The sequence below is a fragment of the Caulobacter sp. Root343 genome (assembly GCF_001425745.1).
In the GTDB taxonomy this organism is placed as follows: Bacteria; Pseudomonadota; Alphaproteobacteria; order Caulobacterales; family Caulobacteraceae; genus Caulobacter.
Window position 1 is genome coordinate 370,007 of sequence record NZ_LMDF01000007.1, and the last position, 16,605, is coordinate 386,611.

At 68.4% G+C, this 16,605-nt stretch carries 15 protein-coding genes; 5 read left to right on the forward strand and 10 right to left on the reverse strand.

The genetic code is table 11. The features are described from left to right. Positions 1-93: 93 nt before the first annotated feature. Complete coding sequence (locus tag ASC70_RS14450) at positions 94-2,232, forward strand: ComEC/Rec2 family competence protein (RefSeq protein WP_056052761.1); 2,139 nt, start codon at positions 94-96, stop codon at positions 2,230-2,232. Between the two features lie 54 nt (positions 2,233-2,286). Continuing rightward, positions 2,287-3,054, forward strand: a complete 768-nt coding sequence (locus tag ASC70_RS14455; protein ID WP_056051214.1) for an isocitrate lyase/phosphoenolpyruvate mutase family protein — start codon at positions 2,287-2,289, stop codon at positions 3,052-3,054. Between the two features lie 127 nt (positions 3,055-3,181). Here the strand turns inward: ASC70_RS14455 and lexA are convergent, their stop codons facing one another. The 6 genes from lexA to ASC70_RS14485 all read right to left on the reverse strand — a co-directional run bounded on the left by lexA (position 3,182) and on the right by ASC70_RS14485 (position 8,256). Beyond that, positions 3,182-3,886 (reverse strand): transcriptional repressor LexA, encoded by a 705-nt coding sequence (lexA, locus tag ASC70_RS14460; protein ID WP_047407064.1) that lies wholly within the window; start codon positions 3,884-3,886, stop codon positions 3,182-3,184. A gap of 171 nt (positions 3,887-4,057) precedes the next feature. Next, on the reverse strand, positions 4,058-4,915 hold the full coding sequence (locus tag ASC70_RS14465; RefSeq protein ID WP_056051218.1) for a class I SAM-dependent methyltransferase: 858 nt from the start codon (positions 4,913-4,915) through the stop codon (positions 4,058-4,060). 51 nt (positions 4,916-4,966) lie between these two features. Next, on the reverse strand, positions 4,967-5,767 hold the full coding sequence (lepB, locus tag ASC70_RS14470; protein ID WP_056051220.1) for a signal peptidase I: 801 nt from the start codon (positions 5,765-5,767) through the stop codon (positions 4,967-4,969). A gap of 58 nt (positions 5,768-5,825) precedes the next feature. Further along, a complete protein-coding gene (gene trpC, locus ASC70_RS14475; protein ID WP_056051222.1) occupies positions 5,826-6,614 on the reverse strand; it encodes an indole-3-glycerol phosphate synthase TrpC in 789 nt (262 codons plus the stop codon). Next, positions 6,611-7,651, reverse strand: a complete 1,041-nt coding sequence (gene trpD / locus ASC70_RS14480; RefSeq protein ID WP_056051224.1) for an anthranilate phosphoribosyltransferase — start codon at positions 7,649-7,651, stop codon at positions 6,611-6,613. The genes trpC and trpD overlap by 4 nt, the downstream gene beginning before the upstream one ends. 8 nt (positions 7,652-7,659) lie before the next feature. Next, positions 7,660-8,256 carry an aminodeoxychorismate/anthranilate synthase component II gene (locus ASC70_RS14485; protein WP_056051227.1) on the reverse strand — a complete coding sequence of 199 codons (597 nt, stop codon included), beginning with the start codon at positions 8,254-8,256 and terminating at the stop codon, positions 7,660-7,662. A 115-nt stretch (positions 8,257-8,371) separates the two neighbouring features. On the opposite strand from ASC70_RS14485, the gene ASC70_RS25200 reads away from it, so the two are divergent. Beyond that, positions 8,372-8,581 (forward strand): hypothetical protein, encoded by a 210-nt coding sequence (locus ASC70_RS25200; RefSeq protein WP_047407061.1) that lies wholly within the window; start codon positions 8,372-8,374, stop codon positions 8,579-8,581. A 24-nt stretch (positions 8,582-8,605) separates the two neighbouring features. Here ASC70_RS25200 and trpE read toward each other — a convergent pair whose 3' ends face one another. Both trpE and ASC70_RS14500 read right to left on the reverse strand, forming a co-directional pair. Further along, the gene (gene trpE / locus ASC70_RS14495; protein ID WP_056051229.1) at positions 8,606-10,141 is read right to left on the reverse strand and encodes an anthranilate synthase component I; all 1,536 of its coding nucleotides are present in this window, start codon (positions 10,139-10,141) and stop codon (positions 8,606-8,608) included. After that, positions 10,141-12,102 carry a peptidylprolyl isomerase gene (locus tag ASC70_RS14500; protein ID WP_056051231.1) on the reverse strand — a complete coding sequence of 654 codons (1,962 nt, stop codon included), beginning with the start codon at positions 12,100-12,102 and terminating at the stop codon, positions 10,141-10,143. Before ASC70_RS14500 ends, trpE begins: the two co-directional genes overlap by 1 nt. Positions 12,103-12,241: 139 nt before the next feature. Here ASC70_RS14500 and tpiA point away from each other — a divergent pair, with 139 nt between their 5' ends. Continuing rightward, positions 12,242-13,003 carry a triose-phosphate isomerase gene (gene tpiA / locus ASC70_RS14505; protein WP_056051233.1) on the forward strand — a complete coding sequence of 254 codons (762 nt, stop codon included), beginning with the start codon at positions 12,242-12,244 and terminating at the stop codon, positions 13,001-13,003. 132 nt (positions 13,004-13,135) lie between these two features. Then, positions 13,136-14,974 (forward strand): aspartate--tRNA ligase, encoded by a 1,839-nt coding sequence (aspS, locus tag ASC70_RS14510; protein ID WP_162247224.1) that lies wholly within the window; start codon positions 13,136-13,138, stop codon positions 14,972-14,974. Positions 14,975-15,080: 106 nt separating this feature from the next. Here aspS and ASC70_RS14515 read toward each other — a convergent pair whose 3' ends face one another. Together ASC70_RS14515 and ASC70_RS14520 are read right to left on the reverse strand one after the other, a co-directional pair. Then, the gene (locus ASC70_RS14515; protein WP_056051235.1) at positions 15,081-15,962 is read right to left on the reverse strand and encodes a pentapeptide repeat-containing protein; all 882 of its coding nucleotides are present in this window, start codon (positions 15,960-15,962) and stop codon (positions 15,081-15,083) included. A 94-nt stretch (positions 15,963-16,056) separates the two neighbouring features. Next, the gene (locus ASC70_RS14520) at positions 16,057-16,548 is read right to left on the reverse strand and encodes a pentapeptide repeat-containing protein (protein ID WP_056051236.1); all 492 of its coding nucleotides are present in this window, start codon (positions 16,546-16,548) and stop codon (positions 16,057-16,059) included. Positions 16,549-16,605 lie beyond the last annotated feature (57 nt).

The following is a 16,605-nucleotide window of genomic DNA, read 5'->3' on the forward strand; positions in this document are numbered from 1 at the left end:
CGCGGGGCCTAGCAGTTTTCCGCATCGCGGCGAACTTGGCTTGATCGTCAAAAACACAACGGTTTCCAAGTGTTAGGCGCGGAAGCGGTCGATATCGCGCCGGCGGGGCCTAGGGTGCGGTTCTCATGGCGCGGGCTGGCGTCGCTGGTGTTGGCCGAACTGCGAGTCAATCAGGCGCGCGCCTTCCTGTGGACGCCGGTGGCGTTCGGCCTGGGTGCGGCGGGCTATCTGGAGGCGCGGACCGAACCACCGGTGTGGGCGCTGGGCGGGCTGGCCTTGCTCATGGCCATGATCTGGTGGGCGGTTCGACACTGGAATGCGTCAGCGATCGTGCTGACCTTGGCCAGTCTGGCGGCGTTCGGCGCGTCCGGTGGTCTGGCCGCCAAGATTCGCAGCGACCGGGTGGCCGCGCCGATCATGGCCGGCGAGCGGGTCGTCCGTCGGGTGGACGGCTTCGTGGTCGATGTGGTCAGCCCCGGGGCGGGCGGTCCACGCCTGCTGATCGCGCCGGTCGCGGTGTCGGGCCTGTCGCCTGAGCGGACGCCGCGTCGGATCCGGGTGACGATCGGCGAGAACGAGACTCCGGCGCCGGGTGAAGCCGTGCGGTTGAAGGCCATGCTGGGCCCGCCGCCGCCGCCCGCCGCACCGGGATCCTATGATTTCGCTCGCGACGCCTGGTTCGACTCGATCGGCGGGGTCGGTTTCGTGATCGGCGAGGTCGACGTGGCCGTGCTCAATCCGCCGCCGTGGCGGCTGCGCCTGACCATGGCGGTCAATCGGTTTCGCTGGGGTCTGGCCCAGCGGATCCTGGCGCATATGGGCCCCGATAGCGGCGGCATCGGCGCGGCCATGGTGACCGGTCATGAGGCCTGGATCAGCCAAGCCCAGACCGACGCCATGCGCGCCTCGGGCTTGGCCCACATCCTGTCGATCTCAGGCCTGCACATGGCGATCGTCGGCGGCTTCGTGTTCGGCTTGGCGCGCCTGGTCGTCGCCGCTTGGCCGTGGCTGGCCTTGCGGGCGCCGGGCAAGAAGATCGCGGCCGTGGCGGGGCTGGTCGCCGTGCTCGGCTATCTCCTGATCTCTGGCGCGCCGCCGCCGGCCGAGCGGTCGGCGATCACGGCCAGCGTCGCCTTCCTGGCCATTCTGTTCGATCGTCGCTCCATCACCCTGCACGGCCTGGCGGTGGCGGCGCTGCTGATCCTGGCGTTGAAGCCGGAAACGGCGGGCGAGCCGGGCTTTCAGATGTCGTTCGCCGCCACCGCCGCCCTGGTCGCCTTGGCCGAGGCCTGGCCCCAGCCGCTGCGTGAGATCTCGACGCCTTGGTGGATCCGTTGGCCCCAGGCCGGAATCGCTTGGCTCGCCGCCAGCGTCGCGGCGAGCCTGGTGGCGGGACTGGCGACCGCGCCGTTCGCCATGCAGCACTTCAACCGCGTCGCCGTCTGGGGACTGCCAGCCAATCTGGCGGTCGCGCCGCTGTCCTCGTTCGTGATCATGCCATTCCTGGCGGTCGGGACCTTGCTGGAGCCGTTCGGCCTTGGCGGACCGTTCCTGGCCGTGGCCGGCTGGGGCATCGACGCCATGGTCGGGATCGCCAACGGCTTCGCGGCCGCTCACGGCGCTCAAAGGATCGTCGCCAGCGCGCCGCCCCAGGTGCTGGTGGTGGCGTTCCTGGGACTGATGATCCTGTGCCTGTGGCGGGGAAGGCTACGCTGGATCGGCGCGCCGCTCGCCCTGGCCGTCGCCCTGTGGCCTAGGCCCGCGCCGCCGGACGCCTGGATCGCCGCCGACGGCGCGACGGCGGCTGTCCGCTCGGGCGACGCGGCGGTCCTGCTGCGCACCGACGCCAAGCGCTTCGGGGCCGAACTGTGGGCCCGGCGGCGCGGCCTGACGCCAGCGACTTGGAGCCTCTACGCCTGTGACAAGCGAGCCTGCGCGCCGGCCCTTGGCGCGCCGGTGCGGTTGTCGATCGCCTGGAGCCGAAAGACCCCGGACGCCGAGACGCTGTCGGGCCTCTGCATGCGCAGCGAGGTGCTGGTGGTCCGGGCGGCGGCGCCGGAGCGGGTTCCGCCGCTATGCGCCGACACGGTGCTGCTGACAGCCGAGGATTTCGAACGCGGCGGCGCGGCGGAGCTCTATCGTCGGCCGGACGGCTGGCGGATTGTCTGGGCGCAGCCTTTGCGGGGCGACCGCCCTTGGAGCCGTCTGCTGACACCCCATGTCACGCGCTGACGCTAGAGATCGTCGGCAAACATGCGCGAACCAACGCGCCTGGAGGATTCAGTAATGTCGAACCCGTTCGCCGCCCGTCGCGCGGCTTTCCGCGCCCTGCACGCCGAAGGCTGCTTCGCCCTGCCCAACCCATGGGACGCCGGCAGCGCCAAGCGATTGGAGAAGCTGGGCTTCAAGGCGCTGGCCTCGACCAGCGCGGGCATGGCCTGGGCGATGGGCAAGGACGACGGCCAGGTCACTCGAGACGAGGTGATCGCGCATCTGCGCTATCTGTGCGCCGTCACCGACCTGCCGGTGAATGCCGACTTCGAGAACGGCTTCGCCGAAACGCCGGAAGGCATGGCCGAGAGCGTGACCCTGGCCATCGAGGCTGGTGTCGCGGGGCTTTCGATCGAAGACTGGTCGGGAACGGGCCTCTACGACCTGCCAGTCGCCGTGGAGCGTCTCAAGGCCGCCCGCGCGGCGATCGACGCCTCGGGCCAGGACGTGATGCTGGTGGGCCGCACCGAGGGCTATCTGCGCGGGACCCGCGATCTGGCCCCGACCTTGGAGCGTCTGAAGGCCTATGCCGCGGCGGGCGCGGACTGTCTCTATGCGCCGGCTGTCACTGATGTCGATGAGATCCGGGCGATCGTCGAAGCCGTCGCCCCCAAGCCGGTCAACGTGCTGTTCTGGGGAGCGCAGATGTCGGTCGAGAGCCTGGGCGCGCTGGGCGTGCGCCGGGTCAGCACGGGAGGCTCGCTGGCCGCCGCGGCCTGGGCCGGCTTCGACGCGGTCGCCAAGCGCCTGGCGGAGGAGGGGCGCCTGGCGCCGAAGCCCTAGCTCCAACTGTCATCCCGGACGGTCCGAAGGACCGATCCGGGACCGCCGGAAACGCCGAGGTCGGAAAGCCAAGCGCCCGTGGCGGTCCCGGCTTTCGCCGGGATGACAGCGGGATGAGCAAAAGACCTTAGTGATACCGGCGGATCAAACCCACCAGCTTGCCCTGAACCTCGACCTGGTCGGGGCCGAAGATGCGGGTCTCGTACTTGGGATTGGCCGCTTCCAGGGCGATCGAGCCGCCCTTCTTGCGCAGGCGCTTCAGGGTGGCTTCCTCGCCGACCAGGGCGACGACAATCTCGCCCGAGGTGGCGGTGTCGCCCTTCTTGATGATCACATAGTCGCCGTCGAGGATGCCGGCCTCGATCATCGAGTCCCCTTGCACCTCGAGGACATAGTGCTCGCCGCCGCCCAGCATCGACTCGGGCACCGGAAGGCGCTCGCGCTCGTGCTGAATGGCGTCGATCGGCGTGCCGGCGGCGATCTTGCCCAGGATCGGCAGCTCGCGCGTGTCATTGGCGGGAGCGGTCGCCGTCTGAGCCGGAGGCGGGGCGCCGCCGCCTTCGAACACCTGCGGCCGGAACGCGCCACGGCCCTTGGGCGGCGCGGCCGTCGTGGCCTGCTGTGGCAGCTTCACCACTTCCAAGGCGCGGGCCCGATGGGCGAGACGACGGATGAAGCCGCGCTCTTCCAGCGCCGTGATCAGCCGGTGGATGCCCGACTTCGAGGCCAGATCCAGGGCCTCCTTCATCTCGTCGAACGAGGGGGAGACGCCGGTCTCCTTGATCCGCTCGTGGATGAACATCAGCAGTTCGTGCTGCTTACGGGTGAGCATGGCGACCTCGGCTGGAGCGCGGAACAAACCGCAAACCTTGCGAATGTTCTCTAGGCGTTCCGCGTCAAAGTCAAGTCGAGGCCGTCGTGGGCTGGAAAGCCATGGAAAAACAAGGCTTAGGCCGCGCGACACAGCAAATACCGGCCAGAATCAAAAGCTTAACGAAAACTTTCAGGCGCGCTTGCGGGCCACGATGATGTCCTGGTCCTGCAGCGGCTGGCGACGCCACACGCCCAGCGCCTGATTCAACACCTCGAGGCCTAGTGCGTCGTACTGGACGAGGACCGGCTCGAGGTCGTAGCCGATCACCGACTCCGGCAGCTCCGGCGTCGCCGTCCAGCAGCCATCGAGAGCGTGGACGAAGTCGAACGCGATCTGGCCATTGCCGGTGTTGGCGCGGGCTTCCTCGTCGATCAGGTACCAGGAGACGATGCTGATCCCGCCGGGCTTCAGCACGCGGGCGATCTCGCGGGCGAACTGGGCCTGGTCGGGGGCCAGCAGGTGGGTGAACACCGACCCCAGCCAGACATAGTCGAAGCTGGCGTCCGGATAGGGGAAGACATAGACGCTGGCGGGCTGCGAGCCTTCCGGATTGTACCGGTCGCTGTGCATGTCGGCATGGACGAATTCGAAGCGCGGGTCGCCGACGGCGATATTGGCTTTGCACCAGTCGATGGCCTGGGCCATCACGTCGAAGCCGCTGTAGCGGCCGTCCTCGTCGAGATAGTCGACCAGCGGGGCAGCGGCGCGGCCGATGCCGCAGCCGACGTCGAGCAGGGCGTGATGCGGCTGCAGGCCGGCCTCGATGAACAGTTGCCTGAATTCCTGGCCCACGCGGACGAAATCGGCGTCGGCGGCGCCGACCAGGTGCCACAGTTCCTGCGGCGCGGCGACGGCGTTCGGATCGGCCGACGCCGGCGCGACCGGTGCGGGCGCTCCGCTCAAGGCGCGACGCAGACGGCCCAGGACCGGACGCAGCGGTGCGGGCGTGGCGTTACGCAGCGCCGTCAGGAAAGAGCCGTCCCGCATCCGATTCCCTTTCGATCCGCAGCGGGGCGGACCCTAGCGATCGATCAGGCGCTAGCCAACCTTCGGGGCGGGCAGCTTGCGGAAGGTGCGGTCCAGGCGCAGGCCGTGGCCGTTCCACGAGAACAGCACCCGCTCGGCGCGGCCGACCAGGTTCTCGGCCGGGACGAAGCCCATGCCCAGTTCCGGCGGCAGATCGGCGTCGCGCGCCACGTCCCAGGGGCATGAGGCGTAGCCCTTGGCCGTCGAGCCGGGGTTGAAGCGGCTGTCGGCCGAGTTGTCGCGATTGTCGCCCATCACGAAATAGCAGCCGGCCGGCACGGTATAGACGCCGGTATTGGCCGCCGCCGTATGAGGGCCGAAGCTGTTGGTGGCGTAGGTCCGGCCGTTCGGGAGGGTCTCGCGCAGATGGCGCACCGGGATCGGATAGGCGTTCGGCGCGCCGTCCGCGTCGATGCCAGTCAGGGTCTGGGTGGTGGCGGCGCCGTTGATATGCAGTACGCCATCGATCATCTGGACATGGTCGCCCGGCAGGCCGATCACCCGCTTGATCACGTCGGTGCGGCCGTCGGACGGCTTCTTGAAGACGACGATGTCGCCGCGCTCGGGCGCCTTTTCCATCAGGCGGCCATGACCGACGGGCGGGCTCAGCGTGATCGAGTGGCGGCTCCAGCCGTAGGGATATTTCGAGACCAGGATGTAGTCGCCGACCAGTAGGGTTGGCTGCATCGACTCCGACGGGATCGTGAACGGCTGGCAGAAGACCGTGCGCGGAACCAGGAACACCGCCAGCACGATGGCGACCGTTTTGGCGGTCTCGATCAGCCCTTCGGCTCGGCGCGGTTTCGTAGCCATGTATCCGCCTCTCGTTTCGCGCCAGGGTAGGCCGGCAAGCTTGACCAAATCGTGGCGTCTACCCGAGCAGGGCCTTTGTGGCGGCCGTGACGTCGGCGTGGCGCATCAGGCTTTCGCCGACCAGCATGGCCTTGGCGCCGGTCGCCTCCATCCGCACCACGTCGTCGTGGGTGAAGACGCCGCTCTCCGTGACCAGCAGGGCGTCCTTGGGCGCCAGGGCGGCCAGGCGTTCGGTCACCGCCAAGTCGACGACGAAGCTCTTGAGGTCGCGGTTGTTGATTCCGACGAGATCCGCGCCCAAGCCGCCGGCGCGGGCCATTTCGGCCTCGTCGTGGACTTCCACGAGGGCGTCCATGCCCAGGCGCTTGGCCTCGGACATCAGCTCGGCGGCCAAGCCGTCGTCGACCATGGCCAGGATCACCAGGATGGCGTCGGCGCCCAGGGCGCGGCTTTCGGCCACCTGCCAGGGATCGACCAGGAAGTCCTTGCGAATGCAGGGCAGGCTGACGGCCGCGCGAGCATCGATCAGATAGGCGTCGGCGCCCTGGAAGCTGGGGCCGTCGGTCAGCACGGACAGGCAGGCCGCGCCGCCGGCTTCGTAGTTCCGGGCGAGGGCCGGGGGATCGAAATCGGCCCGGATCAGGCCCTTGGACGGCGAAGCCTTCTTGATCTCGGCGATCAACGAGAGTTTGCCGGGCGCGTGCCCCTCGATCAGGGCTCGCTTGAAGCCGCGCGGCGACGAGGCGTTCCGGGCGGCGGATTCAAGGGCGGCCAGGGTGCGCCGACGCTTGCGGTCGACGACCTCTTCAAGCTTGTAGGCGGCGATCTTGGCGAGGATGTCGGTCACGCTGCACTTTCCGAATTCGTATTGGCCGAATTGGTGGCGGCCACGAGGCCGGCGAGGGCGGCCTTGGCGCGGCCTTCGTCGATGACGTCGGCGGCCAGTTCGATGCCCTCGACCAGGGTCTCGACCTTGTCGGCGACTAGGAAGGCGGCGGCGGCATTCAGCAGCACGATGTCGCGATAGGGTCCCGGCTCGCCGTCGAACAGGCGGGTCAAGGCCGCGGCGTTGAAGGCGGGGTCGCCGCCGGTGAGGTCGGCCAGCGAGGCGCGTGGCAAGCCCACCGCCTCGGGTGTGATCTTGAACAGCCGCACGACGCCGTCGCGCCATTCGGCCACCTCGGTCTCGCCCGTGGTGGTCAGCTCGTCCATGCCCGAGCCGTGCACCGACCAGGCGCGCTCGGCCCCCAGGGCGCCCAGCGCCTTTGCGATCGGCTCGACGAAGCGCGGCGCCGGGACCCCGACCACCTGCCGCCTGGCGCCGGCCGGATTGGTCAGTGGGCCCAGCAGGTTGAAGATCGTGCGGAAGCCCAACTGCTGGCGGATCGGCGAGACGTGCTTCATCGCGCCGTGATGGGCCTGGGCGAACAGGAAGCAGATGCCGGCGTCGTCGAGGGCTTGCCGCTGCTGCGCGCGCGTGGCGTCGATATTGACGCCCAAGGCCACGAGCACGTCCGCGGTGCCGGACTTGGAGGTGATGGCGCGGTTGCCGTGCTTGGCGACCTTCAGACCCCCGCCCGCGGCTACGAAACCGACGGCGGTGGAGATGTTCAGGGTGTGCAGACCATCACCGCCGGTGCCACAGACGTCGATGACGTCGTAGGGATGCTCCAGTTGCACGGCCGCGCGGCGCATGGCGCGGGCGCAGGCGGCGATCTCGCCGACCGTCTCGCCGCGCAGGCGCATGGCGGTGACCGCGGCGGCCACCTGGGCCGGCGTCGGCTCGCCCCGCAGGCAGGCGGCGAAGAACACTTCGGCGTCGTCGTCGCCCAGGGTCTGGCCGTCGGCCAGCTTGGCCAGCAACGGCTTGAAAGCGTCGGACATGGCGCGGCCTAGACCCAGACCGCCGCGTCGCGCTTGACGCCCGCCAGGTCGATGAAGTTGGCCAGCATCTGGTGGCCGCCTTCGGTGGCGATCGATTCCGGGTGGAACTGGACGCCGAAGACGGGGCGGGTCTTGTGCTGCACGCCCATGATCTCGCCGTCATCCGTCCAGGCGGTGACCTCCAGCTCGGCGGGCAGGTCTTCGCGACGGACGGCCAGGCTGTGATAGCGCGTGGCGGTGAACGGGTTGGGCAGGCCCTTGAAGATGCCCTTGTCGTCGTGGCGCACCTTGCTGACCTTGCCGTGCATGACCGACTTGGCGCGGATCACCTCGCCGCCATAGGCCTGGCCGATGGCCTGGTGGCCCAGGCAGACGCCCAGGATCGGCAGGTCGGCCGGCGCGCCGCGCAGCAGCGGCAGGCAGATGCCGGCCTGGTCCGGAGCCTTGGGGCCCGGCGACAACAGCACGGCGGCGGGCCGCAGGCCCAGGGCCTCCTGCACCGTCAGGGCGTCGTTGCGGTAGACGACCGTCTCGGCCCCCAGCTCGTTCAGATAGTGGACGAGGTTGTAGGTGAAGCTGTCGTAGTTATCGATGACGAGGATCATGACGCCGCCTTTCGAAGTGCGGTTCTAGCGCGGGTGAAGCCATTGTGTAGCGGCATTTTCACCTGCGGCTTTCAGTTACGGTTACAGCGGTCGCGGTCTCGAGCATCATATGGGCATGGACCCGAGTGATTCCGCCCTGGACCCTGTCGCCGTCGCCTATGTCCGCGCGCTGCTGCGGCCGAAGACGCGCATCCAGAAGATGGCGCCGGTGCTGGCCGCCGCGGCCTTCGCCGCGTTCTGCGCGCTGAGCTTCGCCACGGTGATGGTCCTGGCGCCGCCGGCGGTCACCCAGCACCTTCCGGACGACCGGTTGGGCGGTCCGTAGGGACAGAAGAAGCAGCCCTAAGGCTCAGCTGAATCGCCAGGCTTCCTCGGCCGCGCGCTTGAGGGCGCGGGACTTGTGCAGGGTCTCGTCGTACTCGGCGTCGGCGTCGCTGTCGGCGACGATGCCGCCGCCGGCCTGGACGTACATCATGCCGTCCTTGACCAGGGCCGTGCGCAGCACGATGCAGGTGTCGACCGAGCCGTCGGCTCCGAAATAACCCACGGCGCCGGCATAGCCGATGCCGCGCTTTTCGACTTCCAGCTCGTCGATGATCTCCATCGCCCGGACCTTGGGCGCGCCCGAGAGCGTGCCGGCGGGCAAGGCGGCCATCAGCACGTCGACCGGATCGACGCCGTCGGGCGCGTTGCCCTCGACGTTCGAGACGATGTGCATCACGTGGCTGTAGCGCTCGATCTTGAAGCTTTCGGTGACGCGAACCTGCGGCCCCTTCGGCATCTGGCTGGGCTGGTTGCGGCCGGGCTCGCGCAGCATGGCCACGCGGCCGACATCGTTGCGGCCCAGGTCCAGCAGCATCAGGTGCTCGGCCCGCTCCTTGGGATCGGCCAGCAGCTCGACCTCCAGAGCCGCGTCTTCCTCGGGCGTGGCGCCGCGCGGACGGGTGCCGGCGATCGGGCGGATGGTGATCTTGCCGTCGCGCAGGCGGACCAGGATCTCGGGGCTGGAGCCCACGAGATTGAAACCGTCCAGGTTCAGGAAAAACAGGAACGGCGACGGGTTGGTCCGGCGCAGCGAGCGGTACAGCGCGAACGGCGGCAGGTCGAACGGCGCGCGGAAGCGATGGCTGGCCACGACCTGGAAGATGTCGCCGGCGGCGATGTAATCCTTGGCCTTGGCCACGACGTCGGCGTAGTCGGCGCGGCTGACCGGGGTGGTGAAGGCCATCGGGTCGCGGGCGGCGCGCGGCGCATCGTGGGCCAGCGGGCGATGCAGGTCGGCCATCACCGTCTCGATGCGCGCCCGGGCGGCGGCGTGGGCGTCCTTGGCCGAAACGCCGGCTTGCGGGCGCACCGTCGTCGTCAGGATGATCTCCTGGGCGATGGCGTCGAAGATGGCCACGATCGACGGACGGGTCATGATCCCGTCGGGCAGGCCCAGGGTGTCCTCGTTGATGTCGGGCAGGCGCTCGACCAGGCGGACGAGGTCGTAGCCCAGGGCGCCGAACACGCCGGCGGCCATGGGCGGCAGGCCCTTGGGCAGTTCCATCCGCGCCCGGGCCACGAGATCGCGCAGGCTGTCCAGCGCACCGCCGGGCTGGGCGGTGAACCGGCCGGCGGCGATGTCGTCGCCCTCGGCGACCTCGGCCTGGTCGCCGCGGCAGCGCCAGACCAGGTCCGGATTCATGGTCACGATCGAATAGCGGCCGCGCCAGGCCCCGCCCTCGACGCTCTCGAACAGGAAGCTGTAGGGACGCGCCTGGGCGATCTTCAGATAGGCCGAGACCGGGGTCTCGAGATCGTCGATCAGGCGAGTCCAGACGACTTGCTGGCGCCCGGAATCATAGATTTCCGAGAAGGCGTCAAAGGCAGGTTCCAGACTCATTACGGGGCCTTTTTTCCAACCTTGGCGGCGTCGGCCTTGGCCAGAGCGTCGGTGTCGACGCCGATGGCCTGACGGGCCAGGGTCAGGTTGCTCTTGGTCTTCAGCTGGGTCTTGGCGGCGTTGCGCGAGGCTTCGCCGAGATCGCGCATCAGGCCGCTGGCCGTCTGCGTCTGGGCGTAGGCGGCGATCTGGGCGACGGCGGCCGGCGGCGCGGCGTGGACCGCTTCCAGCTTTGCGACCACGAAGGCCTCGCCCTGCTGGCCGGCGCGGGCGACGAAGGCCTCGCTGGGCTTGGCGTTGAAGGCCGCGCCCAGGAACTCGCGGCCCAGGCCCATGTGCTGCTGGGCGTTCTGGCGGGTCAGGCCGGGGACCTTCTGCACCTGCGACTGGGCCGAGGCGGCGACGGCTTCCAGCGACTCGCCCTTCTTGACGCGAGCGGCCAGAGCCTCGGCCTTGGCCTTGAGGCGCTTGCCCATCTCCTGGCCCAACCAGACAGCGGTCAGCTGCGGCTTGATCTCGGCCAGGGGCGGCATGGCGGCCGGAACGACCTTTTCGACCTTGACGGCGTAGTACTCGCCCTTGCCCAGTTCGACGAGTTCGCTCTCGCCGCCCTGCGAAAGGCCGAAGGCGGTCTTGACGATGTCGGGCGTCAGGCCGGCGACGGGCTGGCCCGTCTGGTCCGCGCCTTGGGCGGTGATCGGGGCGGTCGTGACGACCATGGCGCCGGCCTTGCTGGCGGCGGCCACCAGATCGGCGCCGCCGTCGTGAGCGTCCTGATAGGCCTGGGTCTGGTCGTAGGCCTTGGTTTGCGCGGCTTGGGCGCGAACCTCGGCCTCGACCTGCGGACGGACGCTCTCCAGGGTCGGAACGACGCCCGGCGTGACCTTGGTGACCTTGATCACCGAGACGCCCAGCTCGCCCGTGATCGGAGCACTGACCTGGCCGACGGCCAGGGTGAAGGCCGCGTCGGCGACCTTGCGGTCGGGCACGGCGCTCTTGGGCTTGTCGGTCAAGACGAGCGGCGTCTTGCCGAACGCCTTTGCGACGGCGGCCGGATCCTCGCCCTTGGCCAGGCGCTGCGAAATCGTGGCGGCGGCCTTGGCGTCCGGAGCGACGATCTGGATCATCGACCGCGTCTCGGGCTTGGCCAGGCTGTCCTTGCGGAAGTCGAAGGCCTTCTGCACGTCGGCCGGGTTGAGGGCGACGGTCGGCTCCAAGGCCTTGGCGCTGACGCGCATGATCGACAGCACGCGGGTCTCCGGACGCGTCAGGCGCTCGGCGTTTTCCTTCATGAAGGCGGTCAGCTGGGCGTCGGTCGGCGGTGCGGGTTTTTCGATCGAGGCGGGATTGATCGCGAAGGCGGCGACGTCGCGCGCTTCCATCAGATAGGCGCCTTGCAGGGCCGCGTAGATGCGCGGGGCCTTCATGCCGGCGCCGACGGCCGAGAAGAAGTGGGCCTGGGCGATCTCGTCGCGCAGCGAGGCCTCATAGGTCTGCGGCGTCAGATTGTTCTGGGCCAGCAGGGCGGCGTAGGCCTGCGGGTCGAACTTGCCGGTGATCGGGTTGAACGGGCGCTGGGTCGCCGGCAACTGGCTCATCTGCTCATGGACGATATTGCCGACCAGCTTGTCGGACGGGGCCACGCCCATGTCGTGGATCGCCGCGGCGATCGATTCTTGCAGGGTCAGTTCCTGGAGGATCTGGCGATCGACGCCGCGCTCGACCGCCTGGTCGGGCGTCAGCGCTTCGCCGTTACGTTGCTCGATTTCCTTGCGGTAGTTGTCGAACCGCAGCTTGAAGTCCTGAGCGGACAGGGTGCGCGAGCCAGCGCTAACCACGCCCGAGCCGCGCGGGCCTTTGAACACGTCGCTGATGCCGAAAATGGCGAAGCTGACGATCAGCAGGCCAAACAACAGCACCGCGAAGGGCGATTTGGCGAAGGTGCGGAAACCGGCGAGCATGCGTGCGTAAACCTTCCAGTCGGATCGCCGAACGATTGAGCGCGGCGGTCGAGAGCAGCGGGTATAGTAGAGCCGTGGGCGGGGGGGCAAGCGGCGTGGGCTTGACTTCCCAAGCGAGCGTGACCCCAAGAAGGCGGTCATGACCCTTTCGAGCACGACTCCCCGGCCGCTGATCGCCGGAAACTGGAAGATGAACGGTCTTTCGGCCGCTCTCGACGAGGCCCGCGCCGTCGCGGCGGGCTTGGACCGGCGGCCGGCCGCGGCGCGTGTCGCCATCTTCCCACCAGCCACCCTGCTGCACCGGCTCGCTGAGGCCGTCGAGGGCTCCTTCGTCCTGGTCGGCGCCCAGGACTGCCATCACAAGGCCAGCGGCGCGAACACGGGCGATGTCTCCGCCGAGATGGTCGCCGACGCCGGCGGGGCGCTGGTGATCTGCGGCCACTCCGAGCGTCGCACCGACCATGGCGAGACCTCGGCCCAAGTGGCCGCCAAGGCCGAGGCGGCGTTGGCCGCCGGCCTGGAGCCGATCATCTGTGTCGGCGAGACCCTGGATCTGCGTCAGTCGGGCCAGGCGGTCGCGTACGTCCTGAACCAGGTGCGCGAATCCCTGCCGGCCAGCTTGGCGGGCCAAGCCTTCAACGTCGCCTACGAGCCCCTGTGGGCGATCGGCACGGGCCACACCGCTTCCGTCGACAACATCGTCGAGATGCACGCGGCCATCCGCGCCGAGCTGGTCGTCCTGTTCGGCGAGCAGGGGCGGGGGGTCCCGATCCTGTACGGCGGCTCGGTCAAGCCCGAGAACGCCCGCGAGATCCTGGCCGCGCCGGACGTCGGCGGCGCCCTGGTCGGCGGCGCCTCGCTGAAGGCCAAGGATTTCCTGGCCATCGTCGAAGCGGCCTGACGCCAAAACCCTTCCGGAGACGGGCCGTGCGAGCGCGCGGGCCCATTCTCGCTCGAGGCCAGAATCCTTGACATCACGGCGCCCACGTGCGCCTTACCGCGCCTTGCAAATCACCGCGTATTCAAGACTTTCATGACCACCATGCACGCCTATCGCACCCACAACTGCGGCGCTCTTCGCGCTTCCGACACCGGTTCCTCGGTGCGCCTGTCGGGGTGGATCCACCGCAAGCGCGACCACGGCGGTCTGGTCTTCATCGACCTGCGCGACCACTACGGCCTGACCCAGCTGGTGCTGCACCCGGAGACCCCGGGCTTCAGCGTCGTCGAGCGTCTGCGCGCCGAAAGCGTGATCCGCGTCGACGGCGAAGTCGTCGCCCGCGACGCCAGCGTGGTGAACCCCAACCTGCCGACCGGCGAGATCGAGATCCGCGTCTCGGCCGTCGAGGTGCTGAGCGAGGCCGCCGAGCTGCCGCTGCCGGTCTTCGGCGAGCCGGACTATCCGGAAGAGATCCGCCTCAAGCACCGCTATCTCGACCTGCGCCGCGAGACCCTGCACAAGAATATCGTGCTGCGTTCGCGCGTGATCCAGTCGATCCGCAACCACATGTTCGCGCAGGGCTTCAACGAATTCCAGACGCCGATCCTGACGGCTAGCTCGCCGGAAGGCGCGCGCGACTTCCTGGTGCCCTCGCGCCTGCATCCCGAGAAGTTCTACGCGCTGCCGCAGGCGCCCCAGCAGTTCAAGCAACTGCTGATGGTCTCGGGCTTCGACCGTTATTTCCAGATCGCCCCGTGCTTCCGCGACGAAGACCTGCGCGCCGACCGCTCGCTGGAATTCTACCAGCTCGACGTCGAAATGAGCTTCGTGACGCAGGAAGACGTGTTCGCGGCCATCGAACCGGTCATGCACGGCGTGTTCGAGGAATTCAGCAACGGCAAGCCGGTCTCGCCGATCAGCGGAACCCACACCTTCACGAACGACTTTGGCCAGAGCTTCGAGCACCAGGGCTTCGAGCGCCTGACCTACGCCCAGTCGATGGCCTGGTACGGCAGCGACAAGCCGGACCTGCGCAACCCGATCAAGATGGCGAACGTCTCGGAGCACTTCCGTGACGGCGGCTTTGGCCTGTTCGCCAGGATCCTGGGCGCCGACGCCAAGAACCAGGTGTGGGCCATCCCCGCGCCGACCGGCGGCAGCCGCGCCTTCTGCGACCGCATGAACAGCTGGGCCCAGGGCGAAGGCCAGCCGGGCCTCGGCTACGTCTTCTGGTCGGAAGACCAGGGTGGTTGGGGTGGCCCGATCGCCAAGAACCTGGGCGAGCCGACGCAAGCCCTGATGGAGTCGCTGGGCCTCGGCTCGGGTGACGCCGCCTTCTTCGTGGCTGGCGACCCGGCCGTGTTCGCCAAGTTCGCGGGCCTGGCCCGCACCCGGGTCGGTACGGAGCTGAAGCTGGTCGACGAGAACCAGTTCAAGTTCTGCTGGATCGTCGACTTCCCGATGTTCGAGTGGAACGAGGACGAGAAGAAGGTCGACTTCTCGCACAACCCGTTCTCGATGCCGCAAGGCGGCCTGGAGGCCCTCGAGACCCAGGACCCGCTGACCATCCGCGCCTACCAGTACGACATCGTCTGCAACGGCTACGAGCTGTGCTCGGGCGCGATCCGGAACCACAAGCCCGAGATCATGCTCAAGGCCTTCGAGACCGCCGGCTACGGCCCCGAAGTGGTCGAAGAGCAGTTCGGCGGCATGTTGAACGCGTTCCGCTACGGCGCGCCGCCGCACGGCGGTTTGGCCCCCGGCATCGACCGCATCGTCATGCTGCTGGCCGACCAGGTGGCCATCCGCGAGGTCATCGCCTTCCCGCTGAACCAGCAGGGCCAGGATCTGTTGATGAACGCCCCGGCCAATGTCCTCGACAAGCAGCTCAAGGAGCTGCACATCCGCACCGCGCCGCCCATCAAGGTGTAAGGCGCGGCTGAGACGCCGATACGAAAAAGCCCTCCGGTCTAGCGATCGGAGGGCTTTTTCTTATCGGTGTTCTTCTTGTAAGCAGATCAGGCGGCGAGGGCGCCGGTTACCACTTCGGAGGCTTGGGCGGCTTCGGCGCGGCCGGAGGCGCAGGGGGAGCCGGCGGCGCCTTGGGCATTTCGCGCAGCAGCATGAAGTGCGCGCCCTTCAGGCCGTTGCAAGGCCGTACCGTAAGGCCCGAGGGCAGGCGCACGCCGCCGTCGCCGCAGGCCTCGTCCAACTGATCCTGATCCAGGCCCCGCGCGCCGCTGAAGTCCGCACCAGTCAGGACGGCCATGGTCAGGTCGGCGTTGCGGAAGTCCGCGCCGGTGAAGATCGCGCCGCGCAGGATTGAGCTCGTCAGGTCAGCGTTGCGGAAATTGGCGCCTTCGAACCGGCCGCCGGTCAGGTTGGCGTGGTTGATGTCCGAATTCGAGAAGTCCGCGTCACGGGCGTTGACGCCTTGCAGGCTCGAACCGGTCAGTTCGGCGTTGGACAGCCGGGCCTTGGTCAGATTGGCGCCGATCAATTGCGAGCCGTGCAGCTCGGACGACGACAGGTCGACGCGGACCAGGATAGCGGACTGCAGATTGGCGCCGCTGCTCTCGACGCCGGACATCCGCGCGTCGGTGAAGTTGGCGCCGATGAAGTTGGCTCCGCGCATCTCGGCGCCGCGCAGGTCGGCGCGGCTGAGATCGGCCGAGCCGAAATTGCTGCCGTAGAACATCGCGCCGCGCAGGTCGGCGCCGATCAGGATCGCCTTGACGAAGGTCGCGCCGGTGAACTTGGCATTCATCAGCTTGCGGCCGGCCAGGTCGCAGTTGGCGCACATCCCGCCGAAGGACGTCAGCTTGGCGACGTCCTTGTCTTCGATCGAAGCATGGGCCGGGCCGGTCAGGGCCGCGAGGCTCAGCGTCAAGGCGGCGATGGAAACGCCCAAGCGGGACATCGACTTCTCCGTGCAGTCCATACGCGACTGTGTGAGTTACGGTTTGGACCGTCGGAGGGGTAGAGACCACTTAAATCGCGGTAATGACGGGGATTTAACGGCAGCGTGGGATGGAGAGACCACGCGGAGTCAACGTGGAGTCATCGCCACACGCCTGGTTCAACTGACCCTGGGTCAGGCCAACGGCGCGGTTCATTTCGGCGCCTGAGAAATTCACGCCCGAAAGTCTTGCCCCGGAGAAGTTCGCGCCTTGCAGATAGGCGCCGACGAAGCTGGCGTTGGTCAGGTCGGCGCGCGCGAAGCTGGCGCCGGTCAGCACCGCGCCATAGGCGTTGAGGTCGCGCAAGTCGCCGCCGGCGAAGCTGGTGCGGTTCATCACCGCCGTCGAAAGGTCGGCTTGGCGCAGGCGCGCGCCCGACAGGTTCTTGTTCTTCAGCTCCAGGTTCGAGAGATCGGCCTGGAACAGGTTGCAGCGCGGACAGCTGGCGCCGTTGCGCACGGCCGAGATCTGGCCGGCGTTCTGGGCGCTGGCGCCGGTCGCCAGGGCGAGCGAGGCGAGGGCCGCGAGAAGGGCGATCGGTTTCATTCTGGCGCAATCCTACGCGAAAAGGGGCGTTCACAGCCTGACGTAGCAAGCTTAACG

Excerpts from the sequence above, each read along its gene's own strand:
- ASC70_RS14455 (WP_056051214.1), top strand. The coding sequence starts at position 2,287 with ATGTCGAACCCGTTCGCCGCCCGTCGCGCGGCTTTCCGCGCCCTGCAC.
- lexA (WP_047407064.1), bottom strand. The coding sequence starts at position 3,886 with ATGCTCACCCGTAAGCAGCACGAACTGCTGATGTTCATCCACGAGCGG.
- ASC70_RS14465 (WP_056051218.1), bottom strand. The coding sequence starts at position 4,915 with ATGCGGGACGGCTCTTTCCTGACGGCGCTGCGTAACGCCACGCCCGCA.
- lepB (WP_056051220.1), bottom strand. The coding sequence starts at position 5,767 with ATGGCTACGAAACCGCGCCGAGCCGAAGGGCTGATCGAGACCGCCAAA.
- trpD (WP_056051224.1), bottom strand. The coding sequence starts at position 7,651 with ATGTCCGACGCTTTCAAGCCGTTGCTGGCCAAGCTGGCCGACGGCCAG.
- ASC70_RS14485 (WP_056051227.1), bottom strand. The coding sequence starts at position 8,256 with ATGATCCTCGTCATCGATAACTACGACAGCTTCACCTACAACCTCGTC.
- ASC70_RS25200 (WP_047407061.1), top strand. The coding sequence starts at position 8,372 with ATGGACCCGAGTGATTCCGCCCTGGACCCTGTCGCCGTCGCCTATGTC.
- trpE (WP_056051229.1), bottom strand. The coding sequence starts at position 10,141 with ATGAGTCTGGAACCTGCCTTTGACGCCTTCTCGGAAATCTATGATTCC.
- ASC70_RS14500 (WP_056051231.1), bottom strand. The coding sequence starts at position 12,102 with ATGCTCGCCGGTTTCCGCACCTTCGCCAAATCGCCCTTCGCGGTGCTG.
- tpiA (WP_056051233.1), top strand. The coding sequence starts at position 12,242 with ATGACCCTTTCGAGCACGACTCCCCGGCCGCTGATCGCCGGAAACTGG.
- aspS (WP_162247224.1), top strand. The coding sequence starts at position 13,136 with ATGACCACCATGCACGCCTATCGCACCCACAACTGCGGCGCTCTTCGC.
- ASC70_RS14515 (WP_056051235.1), bottom strand. The coding sequence starts at position 15,962 with ATGTCCCGCTTGGGCGTTTCCATCGCCGCCTTGACGCTGAGCCTCGCG.
- ASC70_RS14520 (WP_056051236.1), bottom strand. The coding sequence starts at position 16,548 with ATGAAACCGATCGCCCTTCTCGCGGCCCTCGCCTCGCTCGCCCTGGCG.